14 protein-coding genes are annotated in these 14,720 nt (G+C 63.9%); 4 read left to right on the forward strand and 10 right to left on the reverse strand.

Translation table 11 applies throughout. The annotated features are described in order from the left end of the window. Positions 1-47 precede the first annotated feature (47 nt). Complete coding sequence (locus tag U5760_RS19375; protein WP_322013911.1) at positions 48-659, reverse strand: flavin reductase family protein; 612 nt, start codon at positions 657-659, stop codon at positions 48-50. Between the two features lie 150 nt (positions 660-809). Next, entirely contained in the window at positions 810-1,658 is an 849-nt protein-coding gene (locus tag U5760_RS19380) for an IclR family transcriptional regulator (protein ID WP_322013912.1), read from the reverse strand. Between the two features lie 125 nt (positions 1,659-1,783). Here U5760_RS19380 and U5760_RS19385 point away from each other — a divergent pair, with 125 nt between their 5' ends. After that, positions 1,784-2,590 carry an aldolase/citrate lyase family protein gene (locus tag U5760_RS19385; protein WP_322013913.1) on the forward strand — a complete coding sequence of 269 codons (807 nt, stop codon included), beginning with the start codon at positions 1,784-1,786 and terminating at the stop codon, positions 2,588-2,590. A 68-nt stretch (positions 2,591-2,658) separates the two neighbouring features. Next, positions 2,659-3,552, forward strand: a complete 894-nt coding sequence (locus U5760_RS19390; RefSeq protein ID WP_322013914.1) for a LysR family transcriptional regulator — start codon at positions 2,659-2,661, stop codon at positions 3,550-3,552. 249 nt (positions 3,553-3,801) lie between these two features. Here U5760_RS19390 and guaA read toward each other — a convergent pair whose 3' ends face one another. From guaA to guaB, 3 genes are all read right to left on the reverse strand, one after another. After that, a complete protein-coding gene (gene guaA, locus U5760_RS19395; RefSeq protein WP_322013915.1) occupies positions 3,802-5,385 on the reverse strand; it encodes a glutamine-hydrolyzing GMP synthase in 1,584 nt (527 codons plus the stop codon). A 162-nt stretch (positions 5,386-5,547) separates the two neighbouring features. Continuing rightward, the gene (locus U5760_RS19400; protein WP_322013916.1) at positions 5,548-6,258 is read right to left on the reverse strand and encodes a hypothetical protein; all 711 of its coding nucleotides are present in this window, start codon (positions 6,256-6,258) and stop codon (positions 5,548-5,550) included. A gap of 6 nt (positions 6,259-6,264) precedes the next feature. After that, on the reverse strand, positions 6,265-7,725 hold the full coding sequence (guaB, locus tag U5760_RS19405; RefSeq protein ID WP_322013917.1) for an IMP dehydrogenase: 1,461 nt from the start codon (positions 7,723-7,725) through the stop codon (positions 6,265-6,267). A 228-nt stretch (positions 7,726-7,953) separates the two neighbouring features. On the opposite strand from guaB, the gene U5760_RS19410 reads away from it, so the two are divergent. Continuing rightward, a complete protein-coding gene (locus U5760_RS19410; protein ID WP_322013918.1) occupies positions 7,954-8,982 on the forward strand; it encodes a DMT family transporter in 1,029 nt (342 codons plus the stop codon). A 99-nt stretch (positions 8,983-9,081) separates the two neighbouring features. Here U5760_RS19410 and U5760_RS19415 read toward each other — a convergent pair whose 3' ends face one another. Together U5760_RS19415 and U5760_RS19420 are read right to left on the reverse strand one after the other, a co-directional pair. Further along, positions 9,082-9,414, reverse strand: coding sequence for an RnfH family protein (locus U5760_RS19415; protein ID WP_322013919.1), 333 nt, complete (start codon positions 9,412-9,414; stop codon positions 9,082-9,084). Continuing rightward, the gene (locus tag U5760_RS19420; RefSeq protein ID WP_322014116.1) at positions 9,411-9,848 is read right to left on the reverse strand and encodes a type II toxin-antitoxin system RatA family toxin; all 438 of its coding nucleotides are present in this window, start codon (positions 9,846-9,848) and stop codon (positions 9,411-9,413) included. The genes U5760_RS19415 and U5760_RS19420 overlap by 4 nt, the downstream gene beginning before the upstream one ends. Positions 9,849-9,963: 115 nt before the next feature. Here U5760_RS19420 and smpB point away from each other — a divergent pair, with 115 nt between their 5' ends. Then, on the forward strand, positions 9,964-10,410 hold the full coding sequence (gene smpB, locus U5760_RS19425; RefSeq protein ID WP_028229269.1) for an SsrA-binding protein SmpB: 447 nt from the start codon (positions 9,964-9,966) through the stop codon (positions 10,408-10,410). 145 nt (positions 10,411-10,555) lie between these two features. On the opposite strand, the gene U5760_RS19430 is transcribed toward smpB, so the two are convergent. The 3 genes from U5760_RS19430 to ppsA form a co-directional block, all read right to left on the reverse strand. Next, complete coding sequence (locus tag U5760_RS19430) at positions 10,556-11,497, reverse strand: stomatin-like protein (RefSeq protein WP_322013920.1); 942 nt, start codon at positions 11,495-11,497, stop codon at positions 10,556-10,558. Between the two features lie 72 nt (positions 11,498-11,569). After that, positions 11,570-11,944, reverse strand: coding sequence for an NfeD family protein (locus tag U5760_RS19435; protein WP_322014117.1), 375 nt, complete (start codon positions 11,942-11,944; stop codon positions 11,570-11,572). Between the two features lie 190 nt (positions 11,945-12,134). Next, a complete protein-coding gene (gene ppsA, locus U5760_RS19440; protein WP_322013921.1) occupies positions 12,135-14,534 on the reverse strand; it encodes a phosphoenolpyruvate synthase in 2,400 nt (799 codons plus the stop codon). Positions 14,535-14,720 lie beyond the last annotated feature (186 nt).

Here is a 14,720-nt window from a genome sequence, read left to right on the forward strand (position 1 = left end):
GCTTAACGGCTATCGATGTAATACGTTCGGGGCCGGGGTCAGGCGAATTACTGCTTGGGCGTCTGAAAGATGGGGCGCAACGTCGTGATTTCGCCAACGCGCGCGTAGTTCGGACCGGCCAGGCGCGCGATCGGGTCCAGCTCACGCGTTTCCACCTTGCCGTCGTTCACCAGTCCATCGCGCACGTGGAAAACCAGTACTTCGCCCACGATCAGACGGCTGCGTGTATCGCCGAATTCGATGCATTGACGAAACCGGCATTCCATCGCAACGGGAGCGCCGGCGATACGAGGCGGTTTGATCTTGTCCGAGGCAAGGGTTTCGAGCCCGAGCGCTTCCACCTCGCTCACATCGGACGGATATTCCTTCGCGCTCTGGTGCACGGACTCCATCAAGGCGTGATCGGCGATATGAACGACGAACTCTTCCGTAGCAAGGATGTTGCGTGCCGTGTCTTTATAGACGCCGGCCTTATGACCCACGCTGATCGCGAGCATTGGCGGCTTGGGAGAAACGAACGTGAATGCGCTGAACGGCGCGAGGTTCACGAGGCCGGCTTCAGACTGCGTGGAAACCCATGCAATGGGGCGCGGCACCACGAGCCCGGTAATGAGCCGGTATGACCGCTGGGCATCCAGTTCGCTGGCTTCGATACGCATCGACTAATCTCCTGCGCCGCGCCGTAACGGACATCGGTCCTGGTCGGGCGGCATGTTTGTGGTAAAGGACACCACCTCGCGGTCGTGCCCTTCGCTGTTGAACCCATCATGGCACCGCGGGTCGCGGCGCAACAACCGTCACATCGCCGTCTATTCCACTAGGTGGACTTTTTTGCGTGTGGAGGAAGCACGCCGCGAAGAGCGGGCGTTTTCCATCTGATCGAGACGGCGTGCCACAACGGCCGCTTTTTTGGCGAGAAGCGCCGCCACGCGTTCGACGTTCTCGGGCGGCAAGCGTTCGGCGATCGACGTCATGCTGATCGCGGCGATGGTGGCGCCGCAAGCGTTGCGCACGGGCACGGCCAGCGCACGCGTGCCCGGCATCACGCCCATCGGCACGAATGCGTAGCCGCGCGAGCGCGTTTCACCGACCCGCTCGAGAATCGCTGCGCCGTCGAGATTGAATTGCCGCAGGCGCGGTTCGTTCATCGCGCAAATGTCGACTACGTTCTCGTCCGGCAACGCCGCCAGCAGCACGATCCCCGCCACGCCGGCACCCAGCGGACGCCGTGCGCCCACATCGATCGACATGACCTTGACGGGATAGCTGCCGATCTTGCGGTCCACGCAGACTGAGTCACAGCCCGAACGGATCGTGAGAAATACGGTGTCGCCGAGTTCTTCGGCAAGCTGTAGCAGATAAGGCTCGGCCGCCACGCAAATCGGAAACTTCACGCGGGCGAATCCCATCAGCATCATTTCCGTGCCGATGAGATAACGGCGCGTGTGCTCGTCCTGCTCCGCGGCCCCGCCCTTGATCAGCGCCTGCAAAATGCGGTGCGCAGTCGGCCGGCTCAGCCCGGTTTGCGTCACCACGTCGGTCAGGCGTACGCCCCGGTCCTGTCCGGACGCGAGAATCCGCAACGTATCGATAACACGGTCGACCACCCGCACGCCCTGCACTTTTGACGAATCGTCGTCCTGCCCTGCGATCTCCATATCCGCCCTCTCCGTTCATCAACATGTCCACCCAGTGAAACATTATGCGACGAACGCATTGCTCGCCGCACGACAGATCCGTACAGTGATTTGGCTGCGCTTTTCTGACTGACCGACGAACCCTCATGAACAACCCCGTGAACCGCTTCAAAGCAGCCCTCGCCGACGGACGTCCGCAAGTGGGGCTCTGGTCCGTGCTCGCGAACGCCTACACGACGGAGATCGTCGCCGGGGCGGGATTCGACTGGCTGATGCTCGATGCCGAGCACGCGCCCAACGACGTATCGTCGGTACTCGCCCAACTTCAGGCCACACAGGCGTCGCCCACGTCGATCGTGGTACGCCCGGCCTGGAACGACACCGTACTCATCAAGCGTTATCTCGACCTCGGCGTGCAGACGCTGCTGATTCCCTACGTTCAGACGGCGGAAGAAGCGGCCCGAGCCGTCGCGGCAACGCGTTATCCTCCGGACGGCGTGCGCGGCGTAGGCGGATCGACGGTGCGCGCGACCCGCTTCGGCCGTATCGGCAATTACGCCCGTGAGGCAGCGGCACAGCTTTGCGTGCTGGTTCAGATCGAGACGCGCATGGGCCTCGACAATCTCGAAGCGATCGCGGCCGTGCCCGGCGTGGACGGCGTGTTCATCGGACCGGCAGATCTCGCTGCAAGCCTCGGACACATGGGGAACGCGGGCCACCCCGAAGTGCGCGGCGCCGTCGATGCCGCGATCGGACGCCTCGCGCGTTGCGGCAAACCGGCGGGATTGTTGATGGTCGACGAACCGAGCGCGCAGCGTTACTTCGAGATGGGCGCGCAGTTCATCGCCGTCGGGATCGACGCCGTGATGCTCGCCCGTGCGTCCGAAGCGTTGGCCGGACGCTTCGGCGGCGCGCCGCAATTGGACGACACGCCACGAGCATTCAGCTATTGATGCGCACGCTTTGATGATGAATCCGAAATGACTCTTTCGATTTCCCCGCGGGATTGAGGCTGCTGCGGATGGATACGCTCGTCAGCATAAAAATATTCCGCCTGGTCGCGGAACTCGGCAGTTTCTCCTCCGCCGCGCGGCGAATGAGTATTTCAACGGCGATGGCCAGCAAACACGTCATCGACCTCGAAAGCAAACTGGGCACGCTCCTGCTAAACCGCACCAGCCGGCGTTTGAGCCTGACCGAACCCGGCGCGATTTATCTGGATCACTCGCGACGCATGCTGGACGAACTCAACGAAGTCGAGGCCGTTGTCAGAAACGCCACGACTTCTCCCACCGGCGTGTTGAAGATCAGCGTGCCAGTGTGGATGGCCAATGCCGAATTCGTGCAGTTGCTCTCCGGTTATCAGTCGGCTTTTCCCGAGGTTCGACTCGATATCGACATGTCCGGCCGCCAGGTCAATCTTGTCGAAGAGGGCTTCGACCTCGCGCTGAGAGTCACCAGTCGCGGACTGTTGCCTTCCACGCTGATTGCGCGGCCCATCGGCAAGGTGACGTTTTGGCTAGTAGGCAGTCCTGCATATTTGCGGCGTGCCGGCTATCCAGCCAGGCTCGCCGATCTTGCCCGCCACGCGATTCTTGCCTATACGCATCATCCTTCGGGAAACGGCATCAGCGCGCAGGGATCCAACGGAACGGAGTCCGTTAAATTCGCGCCCACGCTGCAAAGCAACAACGAGACGCTGTTGCATCAGTCCGCGCTGAATGACATGGGACTCGCGTTTCTTCCAGACTGCCTTATCGAGCCCGACCTGCTTGCCTCGCGGCTGGAAAGGGTTCTGACCGACTACCGGTTTTTCAGTCCGGTTGTCTATGGCGTCTACCCGAATCGACGATACCTCCCGTCGAAAGTAAAAACGTTTCTTGAGTTCGTTTCTCAGGGTTCGAAATCGGCTTGACGTCGGCAAGCAAACTCGGTTCGCGCGCGATCTCTCGATGTATCAACAACCTGTCGACTGACTACAAGGCAGGTTTGATCGCTGCATGATCTTGCTGTACGTGGAAACGAGGCAGGGTCAGTTCAAGCTGGTACAACGCAGTCCAGCAGGACCCCGCCAAGCCTTCGCAGCGGGGTTTTTTGTTTTTTACGGTCTATCGTCATCCAGAGAATCTCCGGACCTCTGCAGACCTCTGCAGAGGATCCTGAATCACTCCCACTCAATCGTCGCCGGCGGCTTCCCCGAAATGTCATACACGACACGATTAATGCCGCGCACTTCATTGATAATCCGATTCGACACATGCCCCAACAGCTCATGCGGCAGATGCGCCCAATGCGCCGTCATGAAGTCCTGCGTCTGCACCGCACGCAGCGCCACCACATATTCATAGGTGCGCCCGTCGCCCATCACCCCGACGCTCTTCACCGGCAGGAACACCGCGAACGCCTGGCTCGTCAGGTCGTACCACGACTTGCCGGTTTCCTTGTCGATGGTGTTGCGCAGCGTCTCGATGAAAATCGCATCGGCACGACGCAGCAGGTCGGCGAACTCGCGCTTCACTTCGCCCAGAATCCGCACGCCGAGGCCGGGGCCCGGGAACGGATGGCGATACACCATCTCGTGCGGCAGGCCGAGCTTCACGCCCAGCTCGCGCACTTCGTCCTTGAACAGTTCGCGCAGCGGTTCGAGCAGCTTGAGATTCAGCGTCTCCGGCAGGCCACCCACGTTGTGGTGGCTCTTGATCGTGTGCGCAGCGTTCTTGCCCTTGCCTGCCGACTCGATCACGTCCGGATAGATCGTGCCCTGGGCGAGCCACTTCGCATCGGTGAGCTTGCCGGCTTCGGCCTGGAACACTTCGACGAATTCCGCGCCGATGATCTTGCGCTTCGCTTCCGGATCCGTCACGCCGGCGAGCTTCGAGAGGAACGGCCCGCTCGCGTCGACGTGGATCACCTTCACGCCGAGGTTCTCGGCGAAGGTCTTCATCACCTGCTCGGCTTCGTTCAGGCGCAGCAGGCCATGATCGACGAACACGCAGGTCAGCTGGTCGCCGATCGCGCGATGCAGGAGCGCCGCCGCCACCGACGAATCCACGCCACCCGAGAGACCCAGGATCACGTGCTCGTCGCCCACCTGCTTGCGGATCGTCTCGACGGCCTCTTCGATGTAGTGGCCCATCTCCCAGTCGGCCTTCGCGCCGCAGATGCCGAGCACGAAGCGCTCCAGCATCGCGCGGCCCTTGACCGTGTGCGTGACTTCCGGGTGCCATTGCAGGCCGTAGAAATGGCGCGCTTCGTCGGCCATCGCGGCGACCGGGCACGACTCGGTCGAGGCCATCAGCTTGAAGCCTTCCGGCATTTCCGTGACCTTGTCGCCGTGGCTCATCCAGACCTTGAGCATGCCGTGGCCTTCCGGCGTCTGGAAGTCCTCGATACCTTCGAGCAGGGTCGTGTGATTGCGCGCACGCACTTCGGCATAGCCGAATTCGCGCAAATGGCCGTTATCGACCTTGCCGCCCAGCTGCTCGGCCATCGTCTGCATGCCGTAGCAGATGCCGAGTACCGGCACGCCCAGCTCGAACACGGCCTGCGGCGCGCGCGGGGTGTCCGAGGTCGTGACCGAGTTCGGGCCACCCGAAAGGATGATGCCCTTCGGAGCGAATTCGCGGATGAACGCGTCATCCACATCGTACGGATGCACTTCCGAATAGACGTGGGCTTCGCGCACGCGGCGCGCGATGAGTTGGGTGACTTGCGAACCGAAGTCGAGAATCAGGATTTTGTCGTGCATGGCAGCGGACGAGACCTAAAGAGAACGGATACGGAAAGCCGCGCGCCTGTGACACGCAGCGTGAATAAGGAAAGCGAACAGCCGCGCATCGAGCGGCAGTCAGGACCAGGGTGCGGACGCAATGCGGCTCGGGCAGCGGGCTGTCGGGGCGCCCGGCGCCGCTCAGCCATGGAGCGGCGGCCTCGGTGCGTCGGCAGCCTCGTCGCGGGCCGCTAGACGCGCCGCTTCGGCTTCCACCGTGGCGTGGCTCCCCGACAGGGGCGCCACAGGCGATACATGCGGCGCCGGGCGCTCGACGGGTTGCTCCACCGGTGTAGCAGCCGACGGAGCTGCGGGCGCCGCCACAGGAGCCACCGCCGCCGCGACACCGGCGAATACCGGCGCCGCGTACGTCACCGGCTCCTGCCGCCGCTCGCGTTTTGCAGCGTCGCGGGCATCGCGCTCCACGGCGGCGGCTTCGGCCGCAAGCGCCTTGTCGCGCCGCCTGACCGCAGCGGCCAGCCGCGCGAGCCCCAACCCCACCAGAATCAACCAGGCGCCCAGCCCGCCCGCCAGCAACTGGCCAAAACCCGTGAGCCGCGGCGTATGCAGCCCGATCAGCCAGACCAGCAGCAGGACACCGGCAATCCAGTCGATATGGCCGGCCACCCGGCCGACAGGTGCAGTCATCGCACCGTCGAACGCCGCGCGCGCGGCAAGCCACGCGAAACCTAGCAGCACCACGCCGAACACCTGCCCGACGAGCGGCGGCTGCGGCTGCACCAGTTGCAGCGCGTCGAAGAGCGAGGCCCACGGAGTCAGCAGGAACAGCACTCCGAAACCCAGCAGCATCAACGCATCGACAATCAGCACAACGCGCAGCAGCGGCTTCATCGGCGATCAGTCCACGTGATAGTTGGGCGCTTCCTTGGTGATCTGGACATCGTGAACGTGCGACTCGCGCATGCCCGCCGACGTGATCTCGACGAATGCCGCCTTGTCGTGCATCTCGTCGATCGTGCGGCAGCCGCAGTAGCCCATCGAGGCGCGCACGCCGCCGATCAGCTGGAACAGGATCGCGTTGACCGAGCCCTTGTAGGCGACGCGGCCTTCGATGCCTTCCGGCACGAGCTTGTCGATGTTCGCCGAGTTGTCCTGGAAGTAGCGGTCCGCCGCGCCGTCCTTCATCGCGCCGACCGAGCCCATGCCGCGGTACGACTTGTACTGGCGGCCCTGATAGAGGAACACGTCGCCCGGCGCCTCTTCGGTGCCCGCGAACATGCTGCCCATCATCACGGCGTTCGCGCCGGCGGCGAGCGCCTTGGAGACGTCGCCCGAGTAGCGCACGCCGCCGTCGGCGATGCACGGCACGCCGGTGCCCTTGAGTGCGTCCGACACGTTGGCAATCGCGCTGATCTGCGGCACGCCCACGCCGGCGACGATCCGCGTCGTGCAGATCGAGCCCGGGCCGATGCCGACCTTCACGCCGTCCGCGCCGTATTCGACCAGCGCGCGCGCTGCGTCGGCAGTGGCGATGTTGCCGCCGATCACCTCGACGTGCGGGAAGTTGCGCTTGACCCACTGGACGCGCTCGAGCACACCCTTGCTGTGGCCGTGCGCCGTATCGACCACGATGACGTCCACGCCGGCCTGCACCAGCAGCTCGACGCGCTCCTCGTTGTCCGGACCGACGCCCACTGCCGCGCCCGCGCGCAGCTTGCCATGCTCGTCCTTGCAGGCGGCCGGGTGTTCGGTCTGCTTGGTGATGTCCTTCACGGTCATGAGGCCGCGCAGCTCGAAGGCGTCGTTGACAACCAGCACGCGCTCGAGGCGGTGGCTGTGCATCAGCGCCTTGGCTTCGGTGAGGGGCGTGCCTTCCTTGACCGTCACGAGGCGCTCGCGCGGCGTCATGATCGTGCGCACCGGTTCGTCGAGGCGCGTTTCGAAGCGCAGGTCGCGGTTCGTGACGATGCCGATCAGCTGCGCGCCTTCCACGACCGGGAAGCCCGAAATGCCATGCTGTTGCGACAGGGCGATCACGTCGCGCACCTTCATCTGCGGCGGGATCGTGATCGGATCGCGCACCACGCCCGACTCGAAGCGCTTCACCTTCGCCACTTCGCGCGCCTGCTCGGCGGGCGTGAGATTCTTGTGGACGATGCCGACGCCACCCTGCTGCGCCATTGCAATGGCGAGACGGCCTTCGGTCACCGTATCCATGGCGGCCGAGACGAGCGGAATGTTCAGGGAGATATTGCGGGTCAGCCGGGTCTTCAGGCTGGTGTCGCGCGGGAGAACGTCGGAGAAGGCGGGGACGAGGAGCACGTCATCGAACGTGAGTGCTTTCTGGATCAGACGCATGGCAAATCCTATAGGCGCAAAAGCAGATTATACGGGATAGCGCCCTGGAAATCATCAGTATCAACAGTAGCTTAGCGACGATTTCCGGAAAATCGGCGGGTCGCGCTCAGGATTTTTCACGCCCCCTTCGATCCGACCCTTTACGCACCGCTGCAGAATCGAACAAGACACCACACGGCCCCTCCCGCTAAGCTCGCGCCCAGTCAGACCAATGTGGAGCGTTCGAAAATGCAGCGTGGAGTGTTGTACGGCGTGCTCGCCGGCGCGTTATGGGGCACCGTGTTCCTCGTGCCCCGCCAGCTGCCGGATTTTTCGCCCCTGCTCCTGAGCGCCGGGCGCTACGTGATGTACGGCCTCGTCTCGCTGGCCGCGCTCCTGCCGATGCTGCGCCGCGTATGGCCGCGCCTCACGCGCGCCGACCTCGTCGCGCTCGTGAAGCTCGCCTTCATGGGCAACCTGCTCTATTACCTCTTTCTTGCCACCGCGATCCACCTCGTCGGCATCGCGCCGGCCTCGCTGATCGTCGGCGTGCTGCCCGTGACCGTGACGCTGCTCGGCCGGCGCGATCACGGCGCGGCGCCGCTCGCACGCCTTGTCTGGCCGCTCGCGATGATCGCGGCCGGCATCGTCTGCATCAACGTCGATGTCTTTACGGCCGCGAGCGGCGACGCCTCTGGCGTGAGCGCAGTCACGAAGATCGCGGGCATCGGCTGCGCGGTGGGTGCGCTCGTCTGCTGGACATGGTTCGCCGTCGAAAACGCGCGCTACCTGCATCGCAACGCCCATTTCAGCGGCAACGAGTGGTCGGTGCTCTGGGGCGTGGTGACGGGCGCGCTCGGCGGCCTGCTGTGGCTCGCGATTCTCGCGCTGCCCGCCGGCGTGGTCCAGGAAAGCGTGGCCGCGTCGCGCTGGACGATGTTCTGGCAGCTCAATCTCGTGCTCGCGATCGGCGCGTCGTGGCTTGGCAACGGGCTCTGGAACGCCGCGGCCAAGCGTCTGCCGCTCACCCTCTCGGGCCAGATGATCGTGTTCGAGACGCTCTTTGCCCTGCTCTACGGCTTCATCTACGACCACCGCCTGCCGCGCGTGCTGGAAGTGGCGGCCATCGTACTGCTCGTGGCGGGGGTCAGCTGGTCGGTGCGCCAGCATTCGGGCGGCCCAGAAGACACCGCGCACGGCGACGGTCTCGTGCCGGAAGGCGATCTGCCCGGCATCGGCGGCGAAGGCCGCAGCGAGCGGCGCAAGACGGCAACGTAAAAACCCGGCCGCCGGAAAGCAAAACGGGCCAAAGCCGCACACCTGCCGCTTTGGCCCGTTGCGTTAGGGAACGCCGAAGGCTAACGGAAAAGCCGACGGCTAACGCGAATCCTTGGGCAACCACTTGCGCCCTTCCACGGAGCCGGCCTTGCGGGTCTTGTCCACGCGCCGCTGGCGCGCGGCCTTGGGATCGACGATCAGCGGCCGGTAGATCTCCACGCGGTCGTGATCGGCCAGCACGGCGTCGAGCGGCTTGATCTTGCCGTAGATGCCCACCTTGAGCTTCTCGAGGTCGATTTCCGGGTGCTGCCGCAGAATCCCGCTGGCGTCGATCGCCTGCCGGACGGTCGCGCCCGGCGCCAGCTCGACGGGAATGAGCGTCTGCCCGTCGGGCAGCGCGTAGCAGACGTCGACGGAAAGGTTCGCGCTCATGGCTTGCCGTAGCGCTGGTCGGCGCGCTTCACAAAGGAATCGACGAAGGTGTTCGCGATGTGATGAAACACCGGCCCGATGAGCTTTTCCAGAATGATGTTAGAAAACTCGTAGTGCAGCGCGAACTCGATCTTGCAGGCGTCCGCGCGCAGCGGCGTGAAGCGCCAGTAGCCCGTGAATTTGCGAAACGGGCCGTCGGCGAACTCCATGTCGATGCGCTCCGGCCGCTTTTGCGTGTTGCGCGTGGCAAAGTGCTGCTTGATGCCCTTGAAGTGGATGTCGATCTTCGCCTCCATGCCGTTCTCGTCCTGGCGGCGGATCTCGATGCCGCCGCACCACGGCAGGAAGTTGGGGTAGTCGGCCACGTCGGTGACGAGGTCGAACATCTGTTCCGCCGAGTGGCGAATCAGCACGGTTTTCTGGACATCCGCCATAAGGTGGCAACGCGTGACAAAGTGAGGAAAGCGCTCGCGGGCCGGCTTTGCTGGTTCGCGGGCCCGCTTTGCTAAAATCGTAATTTTAAACGAGTTGGGCCTTTTCCATTTTTCTATGAGCATCATCGACAACAGAAAAGCGTTCTTCGACTATTTCATCGAAGAGCGCCACGAGGCCGGGCTCGTGCTCGAAGGATGGGAGGTCAAGGCGCTGCGCGCGGGTCGCGGCCAGATCAAGGAAGGCTACGTCGTCATCAAGGAAGGCGAGCTGTTCCTGATCGGCACGCACATCAGCCCGTTGCCGGAAGCCTCGACTCACATCCATCCCGACCCGGTGCGCACGCGCAAGCTGCTCCTGCACCGGGACCAGATCGACAAGCTGATCGGCAAGGTCGAGCAGCGCGGCTATACGCTCGTGCCGCTGAACTTCCACTACAAGGACGGCCGCGTGAAGTGCGAAATCGGCCTCGCCAAGGGCAAGAAGCAGCACGACAAGCGCGAGACCGAGAAGAAGCGCGACTGGGAGCGCGAAAAGGCGCGCCTCATGCGCTCGCCTACCTGATGAAACCTGCCGGCGTTACAACGCTGAACCGCGCCGATTGATGAAGAGACGGGCCGCCTCTGCGGCCCGTTCCCGTTTTGTACCGACGTTCCAGACCGACGCCTGGGATCGACAGCGGCCCGCGCCCTTTCGCCGCAGCTCAGGCTCAGGCGCCCTTCACCTGCTGCTCGCGCATGCCCGAGCGGTTCACGATCGTGAGCGCCGAGGCGATCATCGTCGACAGATCGCCCATGTCGCCCGGCACGATCAGCGTGTTGCCCTGCTTCGCGAGATTGCCGAACGCATTCACATACTGCTCCGCGACCTTGAGGTTGACGGCGTCCATGCCGCCCTGGGTCTGGATCGAGGCGCCGATCTTCTGGATCGCCTGCGCATTGGCCTCGGCCACCGCGAGGATCGCCGCCGCCTGACCCTGCGCCTGGTTGATCGCTGCCTGCCTCTCGCCCTCCGACTTCTGGATCGCCGCCTCGCGCGCGCCCGCCGCGAGATTGATCTGCTCCTGCTTGCGGCCCTCGGAAGCCGCGATCAGCGCGCGCTTCTCGCGCTCGGCCGTGATCTGTGCCTGCATGGCGTGGAGGATCTCCTTGGGCGGCGTGAGATCCTTGATCTCGTAGCGCAGCACCTTCACCCCCCAGTTCGAGGCCGCCTCGTCGAGCGCCGACACCACGCTGTGGTTGATGAAGTCGCGCTCTTCGAAGGTCTTGTCGAGTTCGAGCCGCCCGATCACCGAGCGCAGCGTGGTCTGCGAGAGCTGCGTGATCGCGAACACGTAGTTGCTCGATCCGTACGACGCCTTCATCGGGTCGGTCACCTGGAAGTACAGCACGCCGTCCACCTGCAGTTGCGTGTTGTCGCGCGTGATGCAGACCTGGCTCGGCACGTCGAGCGGGATTTCCTTGAGCACGTGCTTGTAGGCCACGCGATCCACGAACGGCAGCACGATCGAGAGCCCCGGCGTGAGCGTGGCGTGATAGCGGCCGAGCCGCTCGAGCACCCAGGCGTGCTGCTGCGGCACGATCTTGATAGTCTGGGCGATCAGCACGACGACGATCACGAGCAGAATCAACCCGACGACTGGAACTTGCATGGATGGCCTCTCTTCTCTTCGGTGTAATCAGGGTAAAGACAGCGGGGTAACGACGGCGGCGCGCCGCAAGACTCAGGCGTGGCGCGCGCCGACGATGAGGCAGCTGCCGCGCACGGCCTTGATTTCGTAGAGATGCGCGTCTTCGGGCTCGCCGGGCGCGAGTTCGACATCCCATTCGGCGCCGCGATACATGGCCCGGGCGCGGCGCTCGTGCCACCCCGAGACGTTGAGCGATTCGCCGATGTCGAGATTGACGCCCGGATCGCGCGAAGCGTCGGTATTACGCCGGCGCCGGCCAAAGCGCGAACGCCGCAGGGCGATCACGGCGATCAGCGCGACAACGGCCGCGATGACGAGCTGGAAGTCGAGCGGCACGCCCAGTTCGTAAGCGAGCACGCCGGCGAGAAAGCCGAGCGCGATCATCAGCAGGTAGAACGTGCCCGTCATCAGTTCGGCGACGACCAGCACACCCGCGCCGACCCACCAGAACAATCCATGTGGACCCACGTCAGTCTCCCAAAGTAAAACACCCCGGCTTGACCGGGGTGTTATAGCACGAAGCTGACACTTTTTTTCGTGCGGTGCCGCGGCGGCAGGCGCCGCCACGACTTTCGTCAAGGCGGCGTCTGCTGCGGCCTTATTTTGCCTGGGCGTTCGCCAGCGCCTGCCACGTCTCGATGACCGTATCCGGGTTCAGCGAGATCGAAGCAATGCCTTCCTCGGCGAGCCACTGGGCGAAGTCCGGATGATCGGACGGGCCCTGGCCGCAGATGCCCACGTACTTGTTCAGGCGCAGACAGGTTTCGATCGCACGCTTCAACATGAACTTCACGGCCGGATCGCGCTCGTCGAAATCGACGGCGAGCAGTTCCATGCCCGAGTCCCGGTCGAGGCCGAGCGTGAGCTGCGTGAGGTCGTTCGAGCCGATCGAGAAGCCGTCGAAGAACTGCAGGAACTCTTCGGCAAGGATCGCGTTCGACGGCACTTCGCACATCATGATGAGCTTGAGGCCGTTCACACCGCGCTTGAGCCCGAACTTCTCGAGCAGGCCCACCACGCGCTCCGCCTGCTTGAGCGTACGCACGAACGGCACCATGATCTCGACGTTCGTGAGACCCATCTCTTCTCGCACGCGCTTGAGCGCAAGGCATTCCATCTCGAACGCCTGGGCGAAGTCCTCGGCGATGTAACGCGAGGCGCCGCGGAAACCGAGCATCGGGTTCTCTTCGTCCGGCTCGTAGCGCGAACCGCCGATCAGCTTCTTGTACTCGTTCGACTTGAAGTCCGACAGACGCACGATCACGGGCTTCGGATAGAACGCGGCCGCAATCGTGGCGATGCCTTCCGTGAGCTTGTCCACGTAGAACGCGCGCGGCGAGGCGTGACCGCGCGCGACGCTTTCGACGGCCTTCTTGAGATCCGCGTCGACGTTCGGATACTCGAGGATCGCCTTCGGGTGCACGCCGATGTTGTTGTTGATGATGAATTCGAGACGCGCGAGACCCACGCCGGCATTCGGCAGCTGCGAGAAGTCGAACGCGAGTTGCGGGTTGCCGACGTTCATCATGATCTTGACCGGCACCGGCGGCAGCTCGCCACGCTGGACTTCGCTGACTTCGGTTTCCAGCAGGCCGTCATAAATGCGGCCTTCGTCGCCTTCCGCGCACGACACGGTCACGAGCGCGCCGTCCTTCAGCACGTCGGTGGCGTCGCCGCAGCCCACCACGGCCGGCACGCCCAGCTCGCGCGCGATGATCGCCGCGTGGCAGGTACGGCCGCCACGGTTCGTGACGATCGCCGAAGCGCGCTTCATCACCGGCTCCCAGTTCGGGTCGGTCATGTCGGCCACGAGCACGTCGCCCGGCTGCACGCGTTCCATTTCGGACGGATCGTGAATCACCTTCACGCGGCCCGCGCCGATCTTCTGGCCGATGGCGCGGCCCGTTGCCAGCACCTGCGACTGACCCTTGAGCTTGAAGCGCTGCTCGACCTTGCCGGCGGCCTGGCTCTTCACCGTCTCAGGACGCGCCTGGAGAATGAAGATCTTGCCGTCAAGGCCGTCCTTGCCCCACTCGATGTCCATCGGACGCTGGTAGTGCTTCTCGATGATGACGGCGTACTTCGCCAGCTCGATCACGTCTTCGTCGGTGATCGAGAAGCGGTTGCGCTGTTCGTGCGATACATCGACCGTCTTCACGCGGCCCGGCTCGCCCGGCTGCGTGAATTCCATCTTGATGAGCTTCGAGCCGATCGAGCGGCGGATGATCGGGGCCTTGCCCTGGGCGAGCGTAGTCTTGAAGACGTAGAACTCGTCCGGATTCACGGCGCCCTGCACGACCGTCTCGCCGAGACCGTAGCTCGACGTGACGAAGACGGCGTCCTTGAAGCCCGACTCCGTATCGAGCGTGAACATCACGCCCGCGGCGCCGCGATCCGAGCGGACCATGCGCTGCACGCCGGCCGACAGCGCGACTTCGGCGTGGGTGAAGCCCTTGTGGACGCGATAGGAAATGGCGCGGTCGTTGTAGAGCGACGCGAACACGTGCTTGAGGCGGTCGAGCACGTCTTCGACGCCCACCACGTTCAGGTAGCTTTCCTGTTGACCGGCGAACGAGGCGTCGGGCAGGTCTTCCGCGGTCGCCGACGAACGCACGGCGAACGAGAGTTCAGCCGGCGAGCCGTTCTGCAGGGTTTCGAAGCCCGCGCGGATGTCCGCCTCGAGCTTGGGCTGCAGCGGCGCATCGACGATCCATTGACGGATTTCCTTGCCGGCCTCGGCCAGCGCCTTCACGTCGTCGACGTCGAGCGTCTCCAGACGAGCGGCGATCCGTTCGGTCAGGTTGTTGTGTTTCAGGAAGTCGCGGAAAGCGAGCGCCGTCGTGGCGAAACCCGTGGGCACTCGCACGCCGGCCTCAGCCAACTGGCTGATCATTTCGCCGAGCGAGGCGTTCTTGCCGCCCACGATCTCGACATCGGTCATCCGCAACTGCTCGAAAGGCACTACATACGCCTGATCCTTTGCAACGGTGTTAGTCATACAAGCCCCTAAGTGTGAAAAAAATTCACGATTGCGCAAGTGGGCTCGAACGCAGTCCGCTCTCATTTTGCAAAATGAGGAAACGGATTCGCGTCTTGCGCAACCTGTTGGAGAAGCAATCGCGAACGGCTTCGAAGCTTGCACCCAATGAAAGGAAAAGCACGAAGATGCGCACGATTACGCGAA

The sequence above is a fragment of the Paraburkholderia sp. J12 genome (assembly GCF_905220215.1).
GTDB lineage: Bacteria > Pseudomonadota > Gammaproteobacteria > Burkholderiales > Burkholderiaceae > Paraburkholderia.

What these genes read in the sequence shown, in the direction of transcription:
- guaA (WP_322013915.1), bottom strand. Translation starts at nt 5,385, where the DNA reads ATGCACGACAAAATCCTGATTCTCGACTTCGGTTCGCAAGTCACCCAA.
- ppsA (WP_322013921.1), bottom strand. Translation starts at nt 14,534, where the DNA reads ATGACTAACACCGTTGCAAAGGATCAGGCGTATGTAGTGCCTTTCGAG.
- smpB (WP_028229269.1), top strand. Translation starts at nt 9,964, where the DNA reads ATGAGCATCATCGACAACAGAAAAGCGTTCTTCGACTATTTCATCGAA.
- U5760_RS19430 (WP_322013920.1), bottom strand. Translation starts at nt 11,497, where the DNA reads ATGCAAGTTCCAGTCGTCGGGTTGATTCTGCTCGTGATCGTCGTCGTG.
- U5760_RS19390 (WP_322013914.1), top strand. Translation starts at nt 2,659, where the DNA reads ATGGATACGCTCGTCAGCATAAAAATATTCCGCCTGGTCGCGGAACTC.
- U5760_RS19420 (WP_322014116.1), bottom strand. Translation starts at nt 9,848, where the DNA reads ATGGCGGATGTCCAGAAAACCGTGCTGATTCGCCACTCGGCGGAACAG.
- U5760_RS19435 (WP_322014117.1), bottom strand. Translation starts at nt 11,944, where the DNA reads ATGACGGGCACGTTCTACCTGCTGATGATCGCGCTCGGCTTTCTCGCC.
- U5760_RS19375 (WP_322013911.1), bottom strand. Translation starts at nt 659, where the DNA reads ATGCGTATCGAAGCCAGCGAACTGGATGCCCAGCGGTCATACCGGCTC.
- U5760_RS19380 (WP_322013912.1), bottom strand. Translation starts at nt 1,658, where the DNA reads ATGGAGATCGCAGGGCAGGACGACGATTCGTCAAAAGTGCAGGGCGTG.
- U5760_RS19385 (WP_322013913.1), top strand. Translation starts at nt 1,784, where the DNA reads ATGAACAACCCCGTGAACCGCTTCAAAGCAGCCCTCGCCGACGGACGT.
- U5760_RS19410 (WP_322013918.1), top strand. Translation starts at nt 7,954, where the DNA reads ATGCAGCGTGGAGTGTTGTACGGCGTGCTCGCCGGCGCGTTATGGGGC.
- guaB (WP_322013917.1), bottom strand. Translation starts at nt 7,725, where the DNA reads ATGCGTCTGATCCAGAAAGCACTCACGTTCGATGACGTGCTCCTCGTC.
- U5760_RS19400 (WP_322013916.1), bottom strand. Translation starts at nt 6,258, where the DNA reads ATGAAGCCGCTGCTGCGCGTTGTGCTGATTGTCGATGCGTTGATGCTG.
- U5760_RS19415 (WP_322013919.1), bottom strand. Translation starts at nt 9,414, where the DNA reads ATGAGCGCGAACCTTTCCGTCGACGTCTGCTACGCGCTGCCCGACGGG.